The sequence below is a fragment of the uncultured Williamsia sp. genome (assembly GCF_947494875.1).
In the GTDB taxonomy this organism is placed as follows: domain Bacteria; phylum Actinomycetota; class Actinomycetes; order Mycobacteriales; family Mycobacteriaceae; genus Williamsia_A.
The window spans coordinates 483,367-500,235 of record NZ_CANLWM010000001.1 but is presented as its reverse complement, the minus strand read 5'-3'; the positions used below and the strand labels follow the sequence as shown (position 1 = coordinate 500,235).

Sequence of the window (16,869 nt, the reverse complement as noted above, 5' to 3'; positions counted from 1 at the left end):
AACGGGTCCTATCGTGACCCGGCGACGAACGATTGTCCACACGGTTATCCACAGCTGTGGACAAGGATGCGGGAACGAGACGATCAGGATCCGATCCCGGTTCGGTCCGCGCATCGGCGCGGACGGCACGGTCGGGACTCCGTCGTCGCCAGAGAAGCTAACAGACTCGTCCCGCTCCCCTCAACAGTTCGCACCACACGCGGAGCGGAAGTTCAACGACCACGGCAGGTGCGGCGTGTCGGACGGTCTGCGTGTCGCCGTCGAGGCGGTGTCGTCGCTGGTAGCCGCCCCGACAGCGGTTTGACGGTGCCGAAGTGGATCAGTAGTCTCGCAGGGTCGCCGAGGTGTGATCGTCTCCGGTGCGTGAACGGCTGCCCGGTCATTTATCCGGGTCCGCTCACCGCCTCCGATGACGGAGCCACGGCATGAGACCACCACCGATCGAGGAGTTCACCCGTGGCCAAGGGAAAGCGCACGTTCCAGCCCAACAACCGCCGTCGTGCCCGTGTCCACGGGTTCCGTCTGCGCATGCGGACCCGTGCGGGTCGCGCCATCGTCAACGGCCGTCGCCGCAAGGGCCGCGCGAGCCTGACCGCCTGAGTTCCGCGGCCCACGGGCTCGCGGACGGCAGCACTGTGCTGGCCCGGCATCAGCGGATCTCACGCAGCTCCGACTTCACCCGCGCACTCCGACGGGGTGTGCGGGTTCGTCGTGCCGACATCCAGGTGCACGCGGTCCGTGTCGACGGATCGGATGTGTTGGCCGTCGACCGCGGCGCCCGCTACGGCCTGATCGTCAGCAAGTCCGTGGGCGACGCAGTGACCCGTCACGCTGTGGCCCGCCGTCTCCGTGCGGCCGCCGCGGCTGCAGACGCCGGCGGTGGACTGGGAGCGGACGCGAGTGGGCTCGTGGTGATCCGGGCTCTGCCGACCTCGGCCCGGCGTTCGGGATCGGAACTGACCACCGAGCTCGTCGCCGCCCTGCGTCTCGCACGCACGCGTCTCGCCGACCGGGAGCAGGTGTCCTCGTGATCGCGGTGACCGCACTCCCCCGGCGCATGCTGGTGTGGACGATCGAGCTCTACCGCACGTGGATCTCCCCGACACGGATGCCGACCTGCCGGTTCGAACCGACCTGCAGTGCCTATGCGGTCGAGGCCATCACCACGTGGGGTGCTGTCCGCGGCGGCGGTCTCGCCGTCTGGCGTCTGCTCAAGTGCGGACCGTGGCATGCACCGGGGTACGACCCCGTCCCCGAACGACGTCCATCCGTCCGCGTCACCGCGGAGCGGACCAGTGAGGAGCGAGTGACACCGTGCTGAACTTCATCTACTACCCGGTCTCCGGGATCATGTGGGTCTGGCACTGGCTGTTCAGCCATGTCCTGCCCGACTCCCCCGGGGGAAGTGGCGTCGCGTGGGCGCTGTCGGTGGTGTTCCTCGTCTTCACGCTGCGAGCGATCCTCTACAAGCCCTTCGTCAAGCAGATCCGCACGACGAAGAAGATGCAGGAAATCCAGCCGCAGCTGCAGGCGATCCGGAAGAAGTACGCCAAGGATCGCGTGAAGATGACCGAGGAGATGCAGAAGCTGCAGAAGGAGCACGGGTTCAACCCGCTCCTGGGCTGCCTGCCGATGCTCGCCCAGATCCCCGTCTTCATCGGTCTGTTCCACGTGCTGCGGTCGTTCAACCGGATGGGAACCGGTTTCGGGCAGCTGGGCATGTCCGCCGAGCAGACCCGCGCCACGGGCAACTACTTCTTCTCGCCCGAGCTCGTCCAGAACTTCCTCGATGCGCGACTCTTCGGCGTCCCGCTGTCCGCGGCGGTCTCCCAGCCCAAGACGGAGTGGGTCGCCTTCAGCGCGGACGGCGTCATCGACTTCACCCGCGCCCACATCATCTACCTGGTGATCCCGCTGGTGATCCTGTCGTCCATCGCGACGCACATGAACTCGCGGGCGTCGGTCGCGCGTCAGACGGCCGCGGCGCTCGAGAACCCGCAGACCGCGATCATGAACAAGCTCGCGCTCTACGTCTTCCCGCTCGGCATCCTCGTGTCCGGCGCATTCTTCCCCGTCGCCATCCTCCTGTACTGGGTGAGCAACAACCTGTGGACCTATGCGCAGCAGCACATCGTCTTCGGGAAGATCGCCAAGGAAGAGGAAGCCGCGAAGCTCGCGAAGCAGGAGAAGCTGAAGGCGAACGCCCCGAAGCCCGGCGCTCGTCCGGACCGCGTGAAGAAGAAGGGTGCGCCGTCGACGAACGGTGACTCGCCGTCCGACGAGACCGAGGCGCCGTCGGAGGCCGTCGAGGTCGAGGAGACAGCGCCCCCCGCCACCGGACGGACCGACCTCACCAAGGGCGGCACCGCCAAACGAACCGGCGGAGGTGGTGCGCGCAAGAGCGCCGGCGCCTCGCCGCGTCCCGGACAGCGTCCGACCGGTACCCAGCAGAAGCGTCGCAAACGGCGATGACGCCCGGCGGCCGCTGAGACGGTCGCCCCAGCCGGTGTCCGCGGGCGCCGCACACAGACCTGTCCACACATGATTGCGAGGGATATCCATGAGCACCGACACGAGCGATGCCGAGCACGACGTGACCGAGGACCAGACCGAGCCCGCCGTCGGTCAGGTCGACACGACCGGTGAGTCGCCCGAGCCGGAAGCGGTCGACGAGTCCGATGTGGTCGACGAGTCCGACGACGACGACGACGACGACGCCGAGGACGGGGACGACCGCCTCGTCGAGGAAGGCGAGATCGCGGGCGACTACCTCGAGCAACTGCTCGATCTCCTCGACTTCGACGGTGACATCGACCTCGACGTCGATGGGGACCGCGCGGTGGTGAGCATCGACGGCGGTCGCGATCTCGGCAAGCTCGTCGGCAAGGACGGCGAGGTCCTCGATGCACTCCAGGAACTGACACGGCTCGCCGTCCAACAGTCGACCGGTGACCGGTCCCGGCTCATGCTGGACGTGAGCGGATGGCGTGCTGGTCGGCGTGAGCGCCTCAGTCGTCTCGGCACCGAGGTGGCCGAGCGTGTCCGCGACGCCGGCGGCCGGGAACAGCTCGATCCGATGTCACCGTTCGAGCGGAAGATCGTCCACGACGCGGTGGCCGCGGTCTCCGGCGTGTACAGCGAGAGCGAGGGCACCGAGCCCCGTCGGCGCGTGGTCGTCATCGCGGAGTGATGCCGCCGTCCGCGATTCAGTCCTGACCGCAGGGCCTCGACCGAAGGGTCGGGGCCCTGCGTTGTCAGGGCACCTCTCCCCCATCGATGAACGGAGCATGTTTCACGTGAAACACGACACCGAGTTCGACCGTGACGAGATCGCCTCGGCGGCTTTCGCCGTCTTCGGTGACCGGCTGGGGCGTGCGCGTGTCTACCGAGACCTGTTGGCGACCGCCGGTGTGGAGCGCGGCCTGATCGGACCGCGCGAGACCGAGCGGCTCTGGGATCGACACATCCTCAATTGCGGCGTCCTGGCCACGGCGCTTCCCGATGACGTCCGGGTCGTCGACGTCGGTAGTGGCGCCGGCCTTCCGGGGATCCCTCTGGCGTTGGCCGGTCGAACTCTTCGGGTCACACTCCTCGAACCGCTGGAACGACGACACGACTTCCTGCGGGAGGCCATCGACGCCCTCGGGCTCGACGTGGAGGTCGTGCGGGGGCGGGCCGAGGAGCGGACGGTTGTCGACGCGGTGGGCGATGCGGACGTCGTGACATCGCGCGCGGTCGCGCCGCTCGACCGATTGGCCCGATGGTCGGCGCCTCTCATCCGATCGGGCGGCGAACTGGTTGCCATCAAAGGTGCGTCGGCGGCGGAGGAGATCGCGACCCATGCCGGCACTGTCGGCAAGTTCGGATTGACCGCGCTGCGCGTCGAGACGGTCGGGGCGGATACGCTTTCCGTGCCGACGACGATCGTGCGTGCGCGGCGAGTGGAGAGACCGCAGAAGCGCCGCCGGACATCGCGGTGACGGGCAGCAGGGGTCGGCGTCGGTCGCCCCGGAACAGCGATGGGGTGCAGCGCACGATGTTGGGCAGGCGCGGTCGAAGGAGTGATGTGGTGGCCGACGGATCTCCGGACGAGACGCCCGCAGCACGTGGACCTGCGGGCGCCGGCACGCCCGATGTTTCACGTGAAACAGGGCGATATTCGGACACACCGATCGCTGCCGCGGCAGAGCGCGCGAGCCAGGTGTTGACCCGCGGACTCTCGGGGCATCTCCCCCGCCCCGTCGCCACGCGCATCATCACCGTCGCGAATCAGAAGGGTGGGGTCGGCAAGACCACCACCGCCGTGAACATCGCCGCCGCGCTCGCCCTGCACGGATTGGGCGTCCTCGTGATCGACCTCGACCCGCAGGGCAACGCGAGCACCGCCCTGGGCATCGACCACCGGAATCCCGACATCGCATCGGTGTACGAGCTGTTGCTCGGCGAGGTGTCGCTGGACGAGGCGATCGCACAGTCGACCGCCCACGAGAACCTGCTGTGCGTGCCCGCCACCCTCGACCTCGCGGGTGCGGAGATCGAGCTGGTCTCGATGGTCGCTCGGGAGACACGACTGCGGAACGCCCTCGAGCCCGAGGTGCTGGAGCGGCGCGGGGTCGACTACGTGATCATCGACTGCCCGCCCTCGCTGGGCCTGCTGACGGTCAACGCGATGGTCGCGGCGAAAGAGGTCCTCATCCCCATCCAGTGCGAGTACTACGCGCTGGAGGGCGTCGGGCAGTTGCTGCAGAACATCGAGCTCGTGTCGGCTCACCTCAACAAGGACCTGTTCGTCTCGACGGTCCTGTTGACGATGTACGACGGCCGCACGAAGCTCGCCGACCAGGTCGCCGAGGAGGTCCGTCGGCACTTCGGCGACAAGGTCCTGACGACGATCATCCCGCGCAGCGTGAAGGTGTCCGAGGCCCCGGGCTTCGGGATGACCATCATCCAGTACGACCCCGGTTCGCGAGGTGCGATGAGCTACCTCGACGCCGGCCGCGAGATCGGTCTGCGCGCCGAGCGTGCGACCGGGGAGGGCCAGACGCGATGACCGACAAGCCGACACCCACCCGCGGCGCGGGACAACGACGTGGCGGTCTCGGGCGCGGTCTCGCCGCCCTGATCCCGACCGGTCCCGACGAGGGACCGCGCCTCACGTCGGCCGCCGCCGACGTCGTGCTCGGTGACGGTTCGTCGTCCACACCGGGCGGAGCACCCTCGGCGACCCCGGACCTCGACGAGGCCGGTGCCGTCTACCGCGAGATCCCGCCGACGCAGATCGAGCCGAACCCGCAGCAGCCCCGCACCGCCTTCGACGACGAGGCCCTCGCGGAGCTCATCCACTCGATCCGCGAGTTCGGTCTCATGCAGCCGATCGTCGTGCGACGACTCCCCCAGCCGCGCGGCGACGTGCGCTACCAACTGGTCATGGGCGAGCGCCGGTGGCGCGCCAGCCAGGAAGCCGGGCTCGAGCGGATCCCCGCGATCGTGCGGGAGACGCAGGACGGCGACATGCTCCGCGACGCGCTCCTGGAGAACATCCACCGGGTGCAGCTGAACCCGCTGGAAGAGGCGGCGGCATACCAACAGTTGCTCGAAGAGTTCGGTGTCACCCACGACGAGCTGGCCGCGCGTCTCGGACGCTCCCGCCCGGTGGTCACGAACATGATCCGTCTGCTCAAGCTGCCGATCCCGGTGCAGCGGCGTGTGGCGGCCGGGGTGCTCTCCGCCGGGCATGCCCGGGCTCTGCTCTCCCTCGAGTCGGGCGCGGACGCACAGGAGGCGCTGGCCGCGCGGATCGTCTCGGAGGGCATGTCGGTTCGGGCGACCGAGGAGGCGGTGACGCTCGCCAACCACGACGGTCCTGCGGCGGCCCCGACTCCCCCGCGTCGCCGGCCGATGCAGATGCCGGGTCTCCAGGACGTCGCCGAGAAGCTGTCGGACCGCCTCGACACGCGGGTGACGGTGTCGCTCGGCAAGCGCAAGGGCAAAATCGTCGTTGAGTTCGGGTCCGTGGACGACCTCGAACGTATCGTCGACCTCCTGGCCCGGAACGGGAACAACTGACGTCGTGAAGTCGGGTACGCAGGGTCCGCATCGAAACGTCACTGTGACGTCACGGACGTCCGTCAGGGCGCTTGATGGTCAAAAGTTCTGTCGCCCAACGACGTTGACGGAGGCGGCCGCGTGACCGTGGCGATCCGTGCGCTCGACCTCGACAAGTTCGAGACCCTGCCCCGTCATGTGCGCCGATGCGTCTTCTGGGAGGTCGACCCCGCAGCGATCCCGGACCCTGCGTCCGGGCGATCCATCGACTCCGAGTTCGACAAGGAGGCGTGGATCTCGATGGTCATGCTCGACTGGGGTCGCTGTGCCCAGGTCGCCGTCGACACCGAGTCCGGCCGAGTGATGGGAACCGCGTTCTACGCCCCTCCCGGTCGCGTCCCCCGAGCCCGCCTGTTCCCGACGTCCCCGGTGAGCCCGGACGCGGTTCTGCTGACGTCGGTTCGGGTGGACACCGCGGTGCCCGGCACCGCGCAGCGTCTCGTCGACGCCGTCCTGGCCGATCTCGTCCAGCGCGGTGTCCGTGCAGTCGAGGCGTTCGGCATCGTCCGGTCGTCCGGTGAGGGCGACCCCGCGGTGGAGGCAGCTCTGGAGGATCCCGTACCCGGCGGCCTGTGTCCGGGGTGCATGGTGGACGCCCATTTCCTGGCGGACTCCGGGTTCGAGCTGGTCGCCGCGCACCACAGGTTCCCGCGCTATCGACTCGAGCTCGACGAGGGACTCGGGTGGAAGACAGCGGTGGAGAGCGCTCTGGACAAGCTCGTCATCATGGCGATGATCGACGTCGAGGGACGCGAGCGGGTGGCTGCGCCGAGCCCGGTCGGGCGGGTGTGACGCGGTGGAGCGACGTCCGAGCAACCCTCAGCGTGCGATCTGCTCGGAGGCGAGCAGATCGGCGAACGTGTACGTGCCGGTGGGACGGTCGTCCTCACCGAGCAGGTAGAGACGCTTGACGGCCACCAGGATCGCGTCGGCGATGGTGTCGCGGACGACGCCGTCCGCGAGCAGGGCGCGGTCGTGCGGGCTGGTGATGTAACCGACGTCGACCTGCGCGACGGGCATCCGGGTCAACCGCAGGATGTCCCACGTGCGGGCGTGGGATCGACAGTCCTGCAACGGGGTCCGTGCGACGATCTCCCGCTGGATGTACCCCGACAGTGACTGCCCGATCGTCGAGACCGAGCCGTGGGAGTTGCCGAAGTGGAAGCTCGCGACGCCGCTGGCGACGGGCGAACGGTACCGTCCGCACCGGAGGGCGATCACGAGATCGGCGCCGAAGGCGTTGGCAGTCCGAGCACGGTCGGCGTCTTCGGGATCGGCGTCGGCGGGATGGGACACGAAGGTCTCCATGCCGGCGGCGGCCATCCGCCCCTCGAGGCGGTGGGAGAGATCCCACAGGATGGCCGTCTCCTCGGAAGCCGTTGCGGCGTCGACGATCTCGTCGGGTCGACCCGTCCCCGGGTCGATGACGATGCGCTTGCCCGACAGTCGGGGGCCGGATCGGCGGACGTCCTCCTGGGCGCGGATGGCGTGCGGGGAGCCGCCGGTGACGCGGGTGCCGAGACGCTCGAGCGAGCGGAGTGTCTCCGGTCCGCAGATGCCGTCCGGCGACATGCCGTTCTCGGACTGGTAGGTGCAGAGGGCGGCATGGGTCGTCGCGCCGAACGACCCGTCGACGAGTCCGGTGTAGAAGCCGAGATTCTGCAGGCGAGACTGCAGGGTCGCGACATCGTCGCCGTGCATCGGCGCGGAGAGACGGAACGCGAGGACGCGTGTCCCCAACCGGTGCGACGCCTCCCGCAGCACGCGAAAGGTCGCGGGACCGACGATCCCGTCGACGATGAGTCCACGCTGCTGCTGGAAGGCGCGGACCGCGTGGTCGGTGTCGGCGTCGAACACCGCGGAGGTGTCGACACTGTGGCGGCCGCCGTCGGACGCAGCGCGCGGGAGCAGTCCCTGGTCGGCCAGGAGCGAGTGGATCTCGATGACCGCAGACCCCTGATCACCCAGGCGGTACAGCGTCATCTGGCACCCTCTCTCGTCGGCCGAACCGTGTGAGTCTCGCAGGTCCGACGGCCTCGGGCCAACATGCCTGGTCCGGTCCGCGCGATGTGCGGACCGGACCAGGTGGTCAACCGAGGGGCCCTGCGACCCGTGGCGTCAGGCAGACGCGCCGATGACCCCGTCGAGCTCGCGGAGCAGGGCGGCCTTTCCCTTGGCGCCGACGATCGTCTTGGTCGGCTGGCCGTTCTCGAACAGGATCATGGTCGGGATCGACATGATCTTGAAGTCACGTGCGACGGCCGGGTTGGCGTCGACGTCGAGCTTCGCGACGGTCAGCTTGTCGCCGTTGTCGGCGGCGATCTCCTCGAGAACCGGGGCGACCATCTTGCACGGGCCGCACCAGGTGGCCCAGAAATCGACGAGGACGGGCTTGTCGGCACCCAGGACCTCGCTCTGGAACGTGTCGTCGGTGACGGTGACGGTGTTGGCACCCATTGTTGTCTCCTTGTTGATCTGTGGTGGTGGTCTGTTGCCGCACGTCGACGTGCGGCCGTGGAGGGCGTCAGCCCAGTGCGGCGACCGCGACGTCGGCGGGGACGGCGACCGCCCCGTCGGCCTGGTCGGACAACCAGCGCTCGGCGTCGATGGCCGCGCTGCATCCGGTACCGGCCGCGGTGATGGCCTGGCGATAGCGGTGGTCGACGAGATCGCCGGCGGCGAACACCCCGTCGACGGAGGTGGCGGTGGTGCCGCCGTGGGTCACGACGTAGCCGTCGGCGTCCAGATCGACCTGGCCGGCGACGAGACCACTGCGCGGGTCGTGCCCGATGGCGACGAACATGCCGGTCACGTCGAGGGTGCTCTCCTCGCCGGTCACGGTGTCGCGCAGGCGGATTCCCGTGACCGACGAGTCGCCGAGGACGCCCTCGACGGCGGCGTTCGTCACGAAACGGATCTTCTCGTTGGCACGCGCGCGCTCGAGCATGATCTTCGACGCACGGAACTCGTCACGACGGTGCACCAGGGTCACGCTGCGTGCGAACTTGGTGAGGAAGGTGGCCTCCTCCATCGCGGAGTCGCCACCGCCGATCACGGCGATGTCCTGATCGCGGAAGAAGAAGCCGTCGCACGTCGCGCAGGCGGACACGCCGCGGCCGAGCAGATCCTGCTCGCCGGGGATGTCGAGATACCGCGCGGCTGCGCCCATCGCCAGGATCAGAGCTCGCGCGCGGTGGACCTCACCGGCGACCTCGACCTCCTTGACGTCACCCGTCGCACGGATGGCGTCGACGTCCTCCATGCGCAGGTCGGCACCGAAGCGCAGCGCCTGCTCGCGCATCTCGTCCATGAGGGCGGGGCCCTGGATACCGGTCTGGAATCCCGGGAAGTTCTCGACCTCGGTGGTGGTCATGAGGGCGCCGCCGAACTGCGTGCCCTCGAACACGACCGGCGCCAACTCGGCGCGGGCCGCGTACACGGCGGCTGTATATCCTGCGGGGCCCGATCCGACGATGATCACATCGTGGATCGTGTCGGTACCCGTCTCGCTCATCGGTCCTCTTCTCTTGCGCGAACGGCCTGTCCAACGTCAGCGTAGGGGCTTCTGTTCCCCACGCAGCGCACGCGCCGACCCGGCGTGACGCATGTCGCCGTTCACCCGTCGTCGCTGGTCATCGCGTCGGTGGGGTGACCCCGATCACCTGCCGGGAGATCGTCTCCGGCCGGCCTGCCGAACACTCGGTGCCGGTGACGAGCGCGTCGAACCGACCGGCGACGCCGGTGGTCAGCAGCACGACGAGTCGGGGTCGCCCGTCGAGGACGACGGACCCCGACCCGACGACGGCGGTGGACTGCGGCACACCGTTGGCGGCGAGGCATCCGCGCAGCCGGGAGCCGGGGTCGTCGGGACTGCCCAGTGCGGGATCGGTGCGCCCGACGACCGACAACAGGGAGACGGTGGCCGGGGGTGAGGCGGACGGCCCGCCCGGTGCGCCGGCCGACGGGTCGGCACGAACGGTGTCCGACGAGGGCCGACTGGCCGTCGAGATCGCGATCACGCCGCTGGCGACGGCGACCACCACGGCGACGGCGGCCGCGATCAACAGCCCGCGTCGGCGACGGGCGTCGCGCGCGGTGTCCATCGCGATGACGCGGGGATCGTCGGCGGGATGGGGTTCCGACCCCGGTGGGAGGTCTCCGTCCCGCAACGACCGCAGCGTCGCGTCGATCGCCGCCGCGACGGCGGGTGGTGGTTCACGCGGTTCGACTCGCGCGCCACGGAGGTCGTCGACGGTCGCGTCGAGGGCGGCGAGGACACGGCGGGATGCGGGGTCGGCCTCGACCTGGGCACGCACGAGGCGGGCCTCGTCGTCGGGCAGCAGTCCGGCGTGCAGGTCGGCGATGACATCGACGGGGACGGACGGCTGCACCGGGCCCGTCGGGTCGTCTCTCACCGGTCACCTCCCCGTCGCGGGTGCATCGGATGTGCGGTCCCTCCCCCATCAGACGCTGCCGACGCCCGATCGGTTCCCGGTACGTCGGGTGCCGTCGCGTCCCGGAGGTGCCCCAGCGAGACGGCCAGCTTCGCGCGACCGCGGGCGCAGCGGCTCTTCACGGTGCCGGTCGGGACGCCGAGGAGCCTCGCGGCGTCGGCGACGGAGTACCCCTCGACATCGACCGCGACGACGGCCGCCCGCTGGTCCGCGGGCAGCGTCGCCAGAGCCCCGCCGACCGACAACCGCAGGTCGACGTGACCGGTCGCATCGGTGGGGTCGACGACGGTGTCGGCCGTGACGTCGAGAGGGGTGACGTCCCGTCGGTGGCGTTCCCGACGCATCCGGTCGAGCGAGGCGTTGACCACGATGCGGTGCAGCCACGAGCTGACCTTCGCGTCCGACCGGAACCGGTGGGCGCCGCGATGGGCGCTCAACAGCGCCTCCTGGAGGGCGTCCGCCGCGTCGTCGTCGCTGACGCTGGTCCTCACCGCGACGGCCCACAGGTGCGCCCGGTGCCTGGCGATGAGCTCGGCGAACGCGTCACGGTCGCCCGCCACGTGCGCGGCGAGGAGATCGGCGTCGCTGCGCACGTCGTCTCCACCCCCGGCCATGGAGGGAGACTAATGCCCACGTCGCGTGCGTCACAGGCGCGCGCGGGACCCTGTGGATGGACGACGGACCGGCGTCATCCCTGCTGTGCAGACCGCCACAGATCCGCCACGATCTCGGCCGCCGGCCCGGTGCGTGCACCGCGGTGGCCGGTGCCCGCCCACAGCGAGATCCCGTGCGGGTCGCCCACCGCGGTCGCCGCACGTCGCAGCGGCGCGGTGAGGGTGTTGACCTCCGGGAACCGTGCCGGTGCGTGGTCGCCGAGGTCGTCGTGGAAGCGGTTGCGGAGTCCGCGGGCGACCCGACCCGAGAACGCCCGCGTCAGGACGGTCTCGTCGAATCCCGGATCGGTCAGTGCCGCTCGGTACGGCTCGCTCGTCCCGGCCTCGTCGGCGAGCAGCAGCGCCGTGCCGACTCCCACCGCAGCGGCGCCGCGGTCGAGCAACCGGCGAACGTCGCGGCCGTCACCCACGCCACCGGAGGCGATCAGGGGGACGTCGACCGCGGACCGGACGTCGGCGAGCAGGTCCTCGATCGGGACGGTCGGGGGCTCCGCCGCGACGTCGAACGTGGAACGGTGACCGCCGGCCTCGGGTCCCTGGACCCACACGACGTCGGCTCCCCTCTCCACCGCGCTGCGGGCATCGGACGCGGTGGTCACGGTGACGACGACGGCGGCGTCGCCCGCGTGCAGGCGGTCGACGACATCGCGGCCGGGCAGCCCGAACGTGAACGACACCCAGGGGACCCCCGCGTCGAGCAGGACGTCCAGTGTCTCGTCGTACCCATCGCGGCCCCGGGGTGCGATCACACCGGGCTCCACGCCGGAGATCCTGGTGCGCAACAGGTCCCGATAGGCGGACAGCGATGCGAGATCGGCGTCGTGCTCAGCGTGGTCGTCCGGGACGAAGACGTTCGCACCGAACCGTTCGACACCGGCGGCGCGCACCGCGGACACGGAGGCGGCGGTCTGCGCGGGCGTGCGATAGGCGGTGGCGAGGACACCGAGACCGCCCGCCCGGGACACCGCGACGACGAGGGCGTCGGTGGTGGGACCGCCGGCCATCGGTGCACCGACGATCGGGACCGCCAGGTCGGACAGGGCGATCACGCGTCGCCCCGGCCGAGGAAGGCGCCGTCCGGAGCCCACACACCCGAGCTGCCCCTCCGGTGAGACCCGACCAGGTGGGTGTCGACGACACCCAGGGCCTCCATCAGGGCGAAGGCGGTTGTCGGGCCGACGAAACGGAAACCCCTGCGGCGCAACTCCTTCGACAGTGCTGTCGACTCGGCCGACACCGTCGGGACGTCGGCCATCGACTGCGGCGTCGGCGTCGTCTCGGGCCGGAAGGACCAGATCAGATCCTCCAGTCCACCGTCCTGCCGGAGGGTCTGCGTGGCGCGGGCGTTGCCGATCGTGGCCTCGATCTTCGCGCGGTTGCGCACGATCCGGGCATCACCCATCAACCGCTCGACGTCGTCGTCGGTGAAGCCGGCGACGGTGTCGACGTCGAAGTCGCGGAACACCTCTCGGAACGCGGGGCGCTTGCGGAGGATGGTCGCCCACGACAGCCCGGACTGGAAGCCCTCGAGACTGAGGCGTTCGAAGTAGGCGTTCTCACCGTGCACGAGACAGCCCCATTCGGTGTCGTAGTAGTCCTGCATCAGGCCTGGTCGTGCCGCCCAGATCGGACGACTGCGACCGTCGCCGCCGACGATCAGATCCTCCCGCTCGGTCATGATCGACTCAGGTGGTCATCGAGATCTGGCTGATGACGCCCTGGTACCCGCGCCCGGACTGCGGCAGTTCGGTGAGCCAGACGAGGATGTACGGGCTCTGGCGTGGCTGGTCGACGGTGACCGTGGTGGTCGGCTGTCCGACCGTCATCGCGGCTACCGGGACCGTCGAGTCGAACGACGCGTCCGCGGACGGTGAGGTCCGGATCTGTAGCGAGAGGCCGGGATTCGGTGTCCGCACGGTGACCGTGCGGACCGCCGCGGGGTTCTGCAGCGCGATCATCAGCCCGAGTCCGGGCTTGAGGTTCCCGAACCGGGGACCACCTCGGTAGAGATCGGTCCGCCACGGCGGGTCCTGCCCGGTGATGACGTTGCCGACGTTGGCCGACGAGTCCGGGGTCTGGCGTGAGTAGTCCACCACCGTGACCGACCGGAGCGGCACGGCCGCCGCGGCCGTACCCGTCGCCGGCTGTGATCCCGACGGGGCAGCGGACTCCGACGAGGTGATGATCGAGTTGATGTCGGTCGGTGTGGTGTCGGGACCGACGGCGTCGGACAGCCAGACGACGAGCGCGACGATCACGAGCAGGATCAGCAGGGCCGCGCCCGCCGAGACGGCGAGAACCCGCTTCGACCGAGACGACATGTCCCGCACCGAGAACCGGCTGCTCGACGACCCGGGGGCGACGTTGCTCGTCGGCGTGGGCCGGGCACCGTCGGGTCCGACCACCGGCATGAGGTCGGTCTTCTGGTCGACGACCGTCGCCTGGTCGAGCACGTGTTGGATGGTCGCCGCGGTCCGGATCCCGCTGTTGCCCTCCAAGGCCCGCGCCGCGACCGCCGAGATCTCGAACGGTACGTCGGGACGCTGCGCCCGGGGCTCCGCCGGACCACCCGCCGCCGACGGCACGGCCGGCTCCAGTCCGCCGATCGGCTCGTCGACCGTGTCGGTGGTGGCGTTCTTCGACACGTCCGTGGGATCGAGCGGCCAGTGAGCGAGCAGCAGCGCGTAGAGCACCGCACCCAGACCTCGGACGTCGGTCGACTTGTCGTCGCCGGCCAGCGTGCCGGGGAACGCCAGGACGGCATTGCCCTCGCGGGAGATCCGGATCCGGTCGGGGTGGTCGATGGAGAGCGAACTCCCGGTGCGATGCGCGGACTCGGCGGCGGCCGCGAGCGCCCGAACGGCGCGGGCCGCTCCGATCGGGGACGGGTTGGTGCGCGCGACCTCCGCCAGCGACGACCCGGCCACCCACTCCGACACCACGATCCCGCCCGACGACCCGCGGACGACGTCGAGGACGCGCGCGATGCCCGGCGCGTTCACCCGGCCGAGTCGCAGCGTCCGTGAGAGCACCGCCTGCGGGCCCTCACCCCGGGACCCGACGGCCTCGCCTGCCGCCGGGGACGGCGCGGTCTGGTCGGCGTCGACGAAGGTCAGAGCGACGTCGCGATCGAGGTTGATGTCGCGGGCACGCCAGAACCGCAGTCCCCGTGCGCCGCCGTGCGCCGACAGGAGCCGGTAGCGACCGCCCGCCACGGCGGCCCCGGGCACGAGTCGTGGACCGCGACGCAGCCCGGGGCTCGCCGCGTCGGTCGGGCCCGCATCGGTGGGCGCGGTAGGAGACGGCGTGTCCGCGGGCTCCTCGACGGGCGCGTCGGAGCGCGGGGTGCCGTCGGGACGGAGCGCCGAGAGACGCGGGTCGGTGTGGACGGCGCCGGGCAGATCGTGCACGCCACCACCCGCAGGCGGTGTCGCGTCGGGCCGGGAACCGGGATCGTCGCCCCCGGGACGGTCGACGCCGGTGCGACCCGCGTCGCTGCCCTCTCCCACGAAACCCACTCCTCTCCGCCGGTAACGCATGTCCGGCGGCGTGCCGCCCGGGCGGAGCGGACCGCCACCGGGTCTCTGGCCGACTGCGCCGCCGGTGTAGTCCGAATATGCCTGCCACCGCGACGTGCCGCTGTCGAAACGTCGCATGACCTGGACCTGGCCAGAATACGGTGTCGACTCCTCGCCGGTGATGCGCGGGAACTGCACCGTCATCTCGGCGACCGACTCACCCGGCGGCTCGGCCCGCGGAGCGACCGCCGGGATCACGCGCCCGAGCATCCGTCGCACCGCCACGCTCACCGCGATCACGTCCGGGATCCGCAGCAGCACAAGCGAGGTGTAGACCAGGCCGAGGGCGACGACGGCGACGAGCACCAGGTATCCGAGCGACGCGATCTTGCCGTGGTCGTCGGACAGGCGGGCCAGTCCCGACACGTGCGCCACGCCCCACACCACGCCGCACCCGACGACGGAGGCGGCCAGCGTCGCGATCGTGGTGCGGGCGACGTTGGTCATCCGCATGGTGCCGAGGCGGTGTCGGAGCAGGAAGTGTCCGACGACGGCACCGACGAAGTAGCCGAGCCCGTTCGAGAACGCCAGCCACCGCACGATCATGTGTCCGTCGTCGAAGAGGACGGGCCCGAGATAGGACGCGGCGACCTTGACCACGGTGATGCCCACGGCGATCGCGGTCGGTGTCCAGGCGTCCTCGCGGGCGTAGAAGACGCGCAACTGAACCAGCGTCATCGAGTACGGGATGATCGTGAAGGCGCCGAAACTGAGCACCATGCCGAGCTGGTCGGCGGCGTCCAGGTCGAACTTGCCGACGTCGAAGATCGCGATCGCGATCGCCGGCCCGAAGAACGTCATGAACGTGATGACCGGGACGAGCGCGACCATCGTCAGTCGTGTCGACAGGGACAGGTCGTCGACGACGGAGTGGGTGTCGTTCGCGGCCGCGTTGCGGGAGAGTCGCGGCATGATCGCGGTCAGGATGGTCACGCCCAGCACGCCGTAGGGGAGTTGCAGCAGCTGCCAGTGCGTCGCGTAGACGCTGACGCCGGACGAGTCCGCGCCGGACGCGATCCGGTAGGTGATGAAGAAGCCGACCTGCAGGACGGCGACGTACAGCACGATCGCCCCGGCCATCCGGCCGAAGCTGCGCAGCCGGTCGTCGAGACCCCACCGCAGCCGCAGACGCACGCCGGCACGGCGGAGGGCGGGCAGCAGGATGAACGCCTGCAGGACGACACCGAGGGTGGTGCCCAGGCCGAGGACGAGCAGTTTGGCGTCGCCCATGCGGACCGGGTTCAGCGAGATGTCGCCGGGCACCAGATAGTAGGCGACCAGGGTGCTGATCTGGACGACGTTGTTCCACACCGGCGCCCACGCGCCGGGCCGGAACGCGCCTTTCATGTTCAGGATCGCGATGAACAGCGCCGACAGCCCGTAGAACAGCACCTCGGGCAGCAACAGGTACGCCAGGGCGGTGGCCAGCGGCCGGTTCACCTCCCCGTCGCCCAGGTTCAGATAGGTCAGCAGCGGAGCACAGACCAGTGCGACCACCGTGGCCGCGCCGAGCATGGTCAGCGCCAGGGTGAAGATGCGGTTGATGAAGCCCTCGCCGCCGTCGGCGTCCTCGTTCTCCGCCCGGACGAGCACCGGGATGACGATCGCGGTGAGCACCGCGCCGAGCACCACCTCGGCGACGATGCTCGGCAGGACGTAGGCGGCCTGGAACGCCGACGCGACCGCCGGACCGAGCATCGCCAGGACCAGCACCGTGCGTACGAACCCGGTGATGCGGCTGGTCAGCGTGGCGAAGGCGATCGACCCACTGGTCCGCAGCACGCTCTCGTCGGAGGGCTGGTCGCGTCCGGCCGCGGGGGTCGGGTCGACGGTGTCGTCGAGTGCCTCGGTCTGGGTGGTGACCGCGACCGCGGCCGCGGGGCGGCGAGACAGGGGACCCGACGGAGGCGGGATCGGACCCGACGGGTGCGTCATCGGCCCGGACCGCGGTGGCGGGGGCCCGCCGGCGGGTGTGGGGGCCGGCCGGCGGCGTGCCCGGATGGTCGGCGCCTGGCCGGCCGGTGGGATCCGTTGCGGCTGCGCGCGCCGCTCGGTCGG

Annotated in this window: 17 protein-coding genes; 9 read left to right on the top strand and 8 right to left on the bottom strand. The window is 70.3% G+C overall.

The annotated features are described in order from the left end of the window. Positions 1-456: 456 nt before the first annotated feature. From rpmH to Q1A98_RS02525, 9 genes are all read left to right on the top strand, one after another. Positions 457-600, top strand: coding sequence for a 50S ribosomal protein L34 (rpmH, locus tag Q1A98_RS02565; RefSeq protein WP_076479106.1), 144 nt, complete (start codon positions 457-459; stop codon positions 598-600). 35 nt (positions 601-635) lie between these two features. Beyond that, positions 636-1,031, top strand: coding sequence for a ribonuclease P protein component (gene rnpA / locus Q1A98_RS02560; protein ID WP_299569640.1), 396 nt, complete (start codon positions 636-638; stop codon positions 1,029-1,031). A 26-nt stretch (positions 1,032-1,057) separates the two neighbouring features. Further along, entirely contained in the window at positions 1,058-1,321 is a 264-nt protein-coding gene (yidD, locus tag Q1A98_RS02555) for a membrane protein insertion efficiency factor YidD (protein ID WP_299570508.1), read from the top strand. Continuing rightward, positions 1,315-2,472, top strand: a complete 1,158-nt coding sequence (yidC, locus tag Q1A98_RS02550; protein ID WP_299569638.1) for a membrane protein insertase YidC — start codon at positions 1,315-1,317, stop codon at positions 2,470-2,472. The genes yidD and yidC overlap by 7 nt, the downstream gene beginning before the upstream one ends. A gap of 88 nt (positions 2,473-2,560) precedes the next feature. Further along, positions 2,561-3,190 carry a R3H domain-containing nucleic acid-binding protein gene (locus Q1A98_RS02545; RefSeq protein WP_299569636.1) on the top strand — a complete coding sequence of 210 codons (630 nt, stop codon included), beginning with the start codon at positions 2,561-2,563 and terminating at the stop codon, positions 3,188-3,190. 97 nt (positions 3,191-3,287) lie between these two features. Then, a complete protein-coding gene (gene rsmG, locus Q1A98_RS02540) occupies positions 3,288-3,980 on the top strand; it encodes a 16S rRNA (guanine(527)-N(7))-methyltransferase RsmG (protein ID WP_299569634.1) in 693 nt (230 codons plus the stop codon). Positions 3,981-4,171: 191 nt separating this feature from the next. Beyond that, positions 4,172-5,050 (top strand): ParA family protein, encoded by an 879-nt coding sequence (locus Q1A98_RS02535; protein ID WP_299570505.1) that lies wholly within the window; start codon positions 4,172-4,174, stop codon positions 5,048-5,050. Then, entirely contained in the window at positions 5,047-6,066 is a 1,020-nt protein-coding gene (locus tag Q1A98_RS02530; RefSeq protein WP_299569632.1) for a ParB/RepB/Spo0J family partition protein, read from the top strand. The genes Q1A98_RS02535 and Q1A98_RS02530 overlap by 4 nt, the downstream gene beginning before the upstream one ends. A 120-nt stretch (positions 6,067-6,186) precedes the next feature. Beyond that, positions 6,187-6,897, top strand: coding sequence for a hypothetical protein (locus Q1A98_RS02525; protein ID WP_299569631.1), 711 nt, complete (start codon positions 6,187-6,189; stop codon positions 6,895-6,897). Positions 6,898-6,924: 27 nt separating this feature from the next. Here the strand turns inward: Q1A98_RS02525 and Q1A98_RS02520 are convergent, their stop codons facing one another. The 8 genes from Q1A98_RS02520 to murJ all read right to left on the bottom strand — a co-directional run bounded on the left by Q1A98_RS02520 (position 6,925) and on the right by murJ (position 16,746). Continuing rightward, complete coding sequence (locus Q1A98_RS02520; RefSeq protein WP_299569630.1) at positions 6,925-8,088, bottom strand: N-acetylmuramoyl-L-alanine amidase; 1,164 nt, start codon at positions 8,086-8,088, stop codon at positions 6,925-6,927. A gap of 135 nt (positions 8,089-8,223) precedes the next feature. Beyond that, a complete protein-coding gene (gene trxA, locus Q1A98_RS02515; RefSeq protein ID WP_253653499.1) occupies positions 8,224-8,562 on the bottom strand; it encodes a thioredoxin in 339 nt (112 codons plus the stop codon). 67 nt (positions 8,563-8,629) lie between these two features. Continuing rightward, positions 8,630-9,619: a thioredoxin-disulfide reductase gene (gene trxB / locus Q1A98_RS02510; RefSeq protein ID WP_299569629.1), complete on the bottom strand. Its 990-nt coding sequence runs from the start codon at positions 9,617-9,619 to the stop codon at positions 8,630-8,632. Positions 9,620-9,737: 118 nt separating this feature from the next. Next, positions 9,738-10,520, bottom strand: a complete 783-nt coding sequence (locus Q1A98_RS02505; protein ID WP_299569627.1) for a hypothetical protein — start codon at positions 10,518-10,520, stop codon at positions 9,738-9,740. Further along, positions 10,517-11,173, bottom strand: a complete 657-nt coding sequence (sigM, locus tag Q1A98_RS02500; protein WP_299569625.1) for an RNA polymerase sigma factor SigM — start codon at positions 11,171-11,173, stop codon at positions 10,517-10,519. Before sigM ends, Q1A98_RS02505 begins: the two co-directional genes overlap by 4 nt. Before the next feature lie 74 nt (positions 11,174-11,247). Further along, positions 11,248-12,282 (bottom strand): nitronate monooxygenase, encoded by a 1,035-nt coding sequence (locus Q1A98_RS02495; RefSeq protein WP_299569623.1) that lies wholly within the window; start codon positions 12,280-12,282, stop codon positions 11,248-11,250. After that, a complete protein-coding gene (locus tag Q1A98_RS02490; protein ID WP_299569621.1) occupies positions 12,279-12,911 on the bottom strand; it encodes a DNA-3-methyladenine glycosylase I in 633 nt (210 codons plus the stop codon). Before Q1A98_RS02490 ends, Q1A98_RS02495 begins: the two co-directional genes overlap by 4 nt. A 7-nt stretch (positions 12,912-12,918) precedes the next feature. Continuing rightward, on the bottom strand, positions 12,919-16,746 hold the full coding sequence (gene murJ, locus Q1A98_RS02485; protein ID WP_299570502.1) for a murein biosynthesis integral membrane protein MurJ: 3,828 nt from the start codon (positions 16,744-16,746) through the stop codon (positions 12,919-12,921). Positions 16,747-16,869 lie beyond the last annotated feature (123 nt).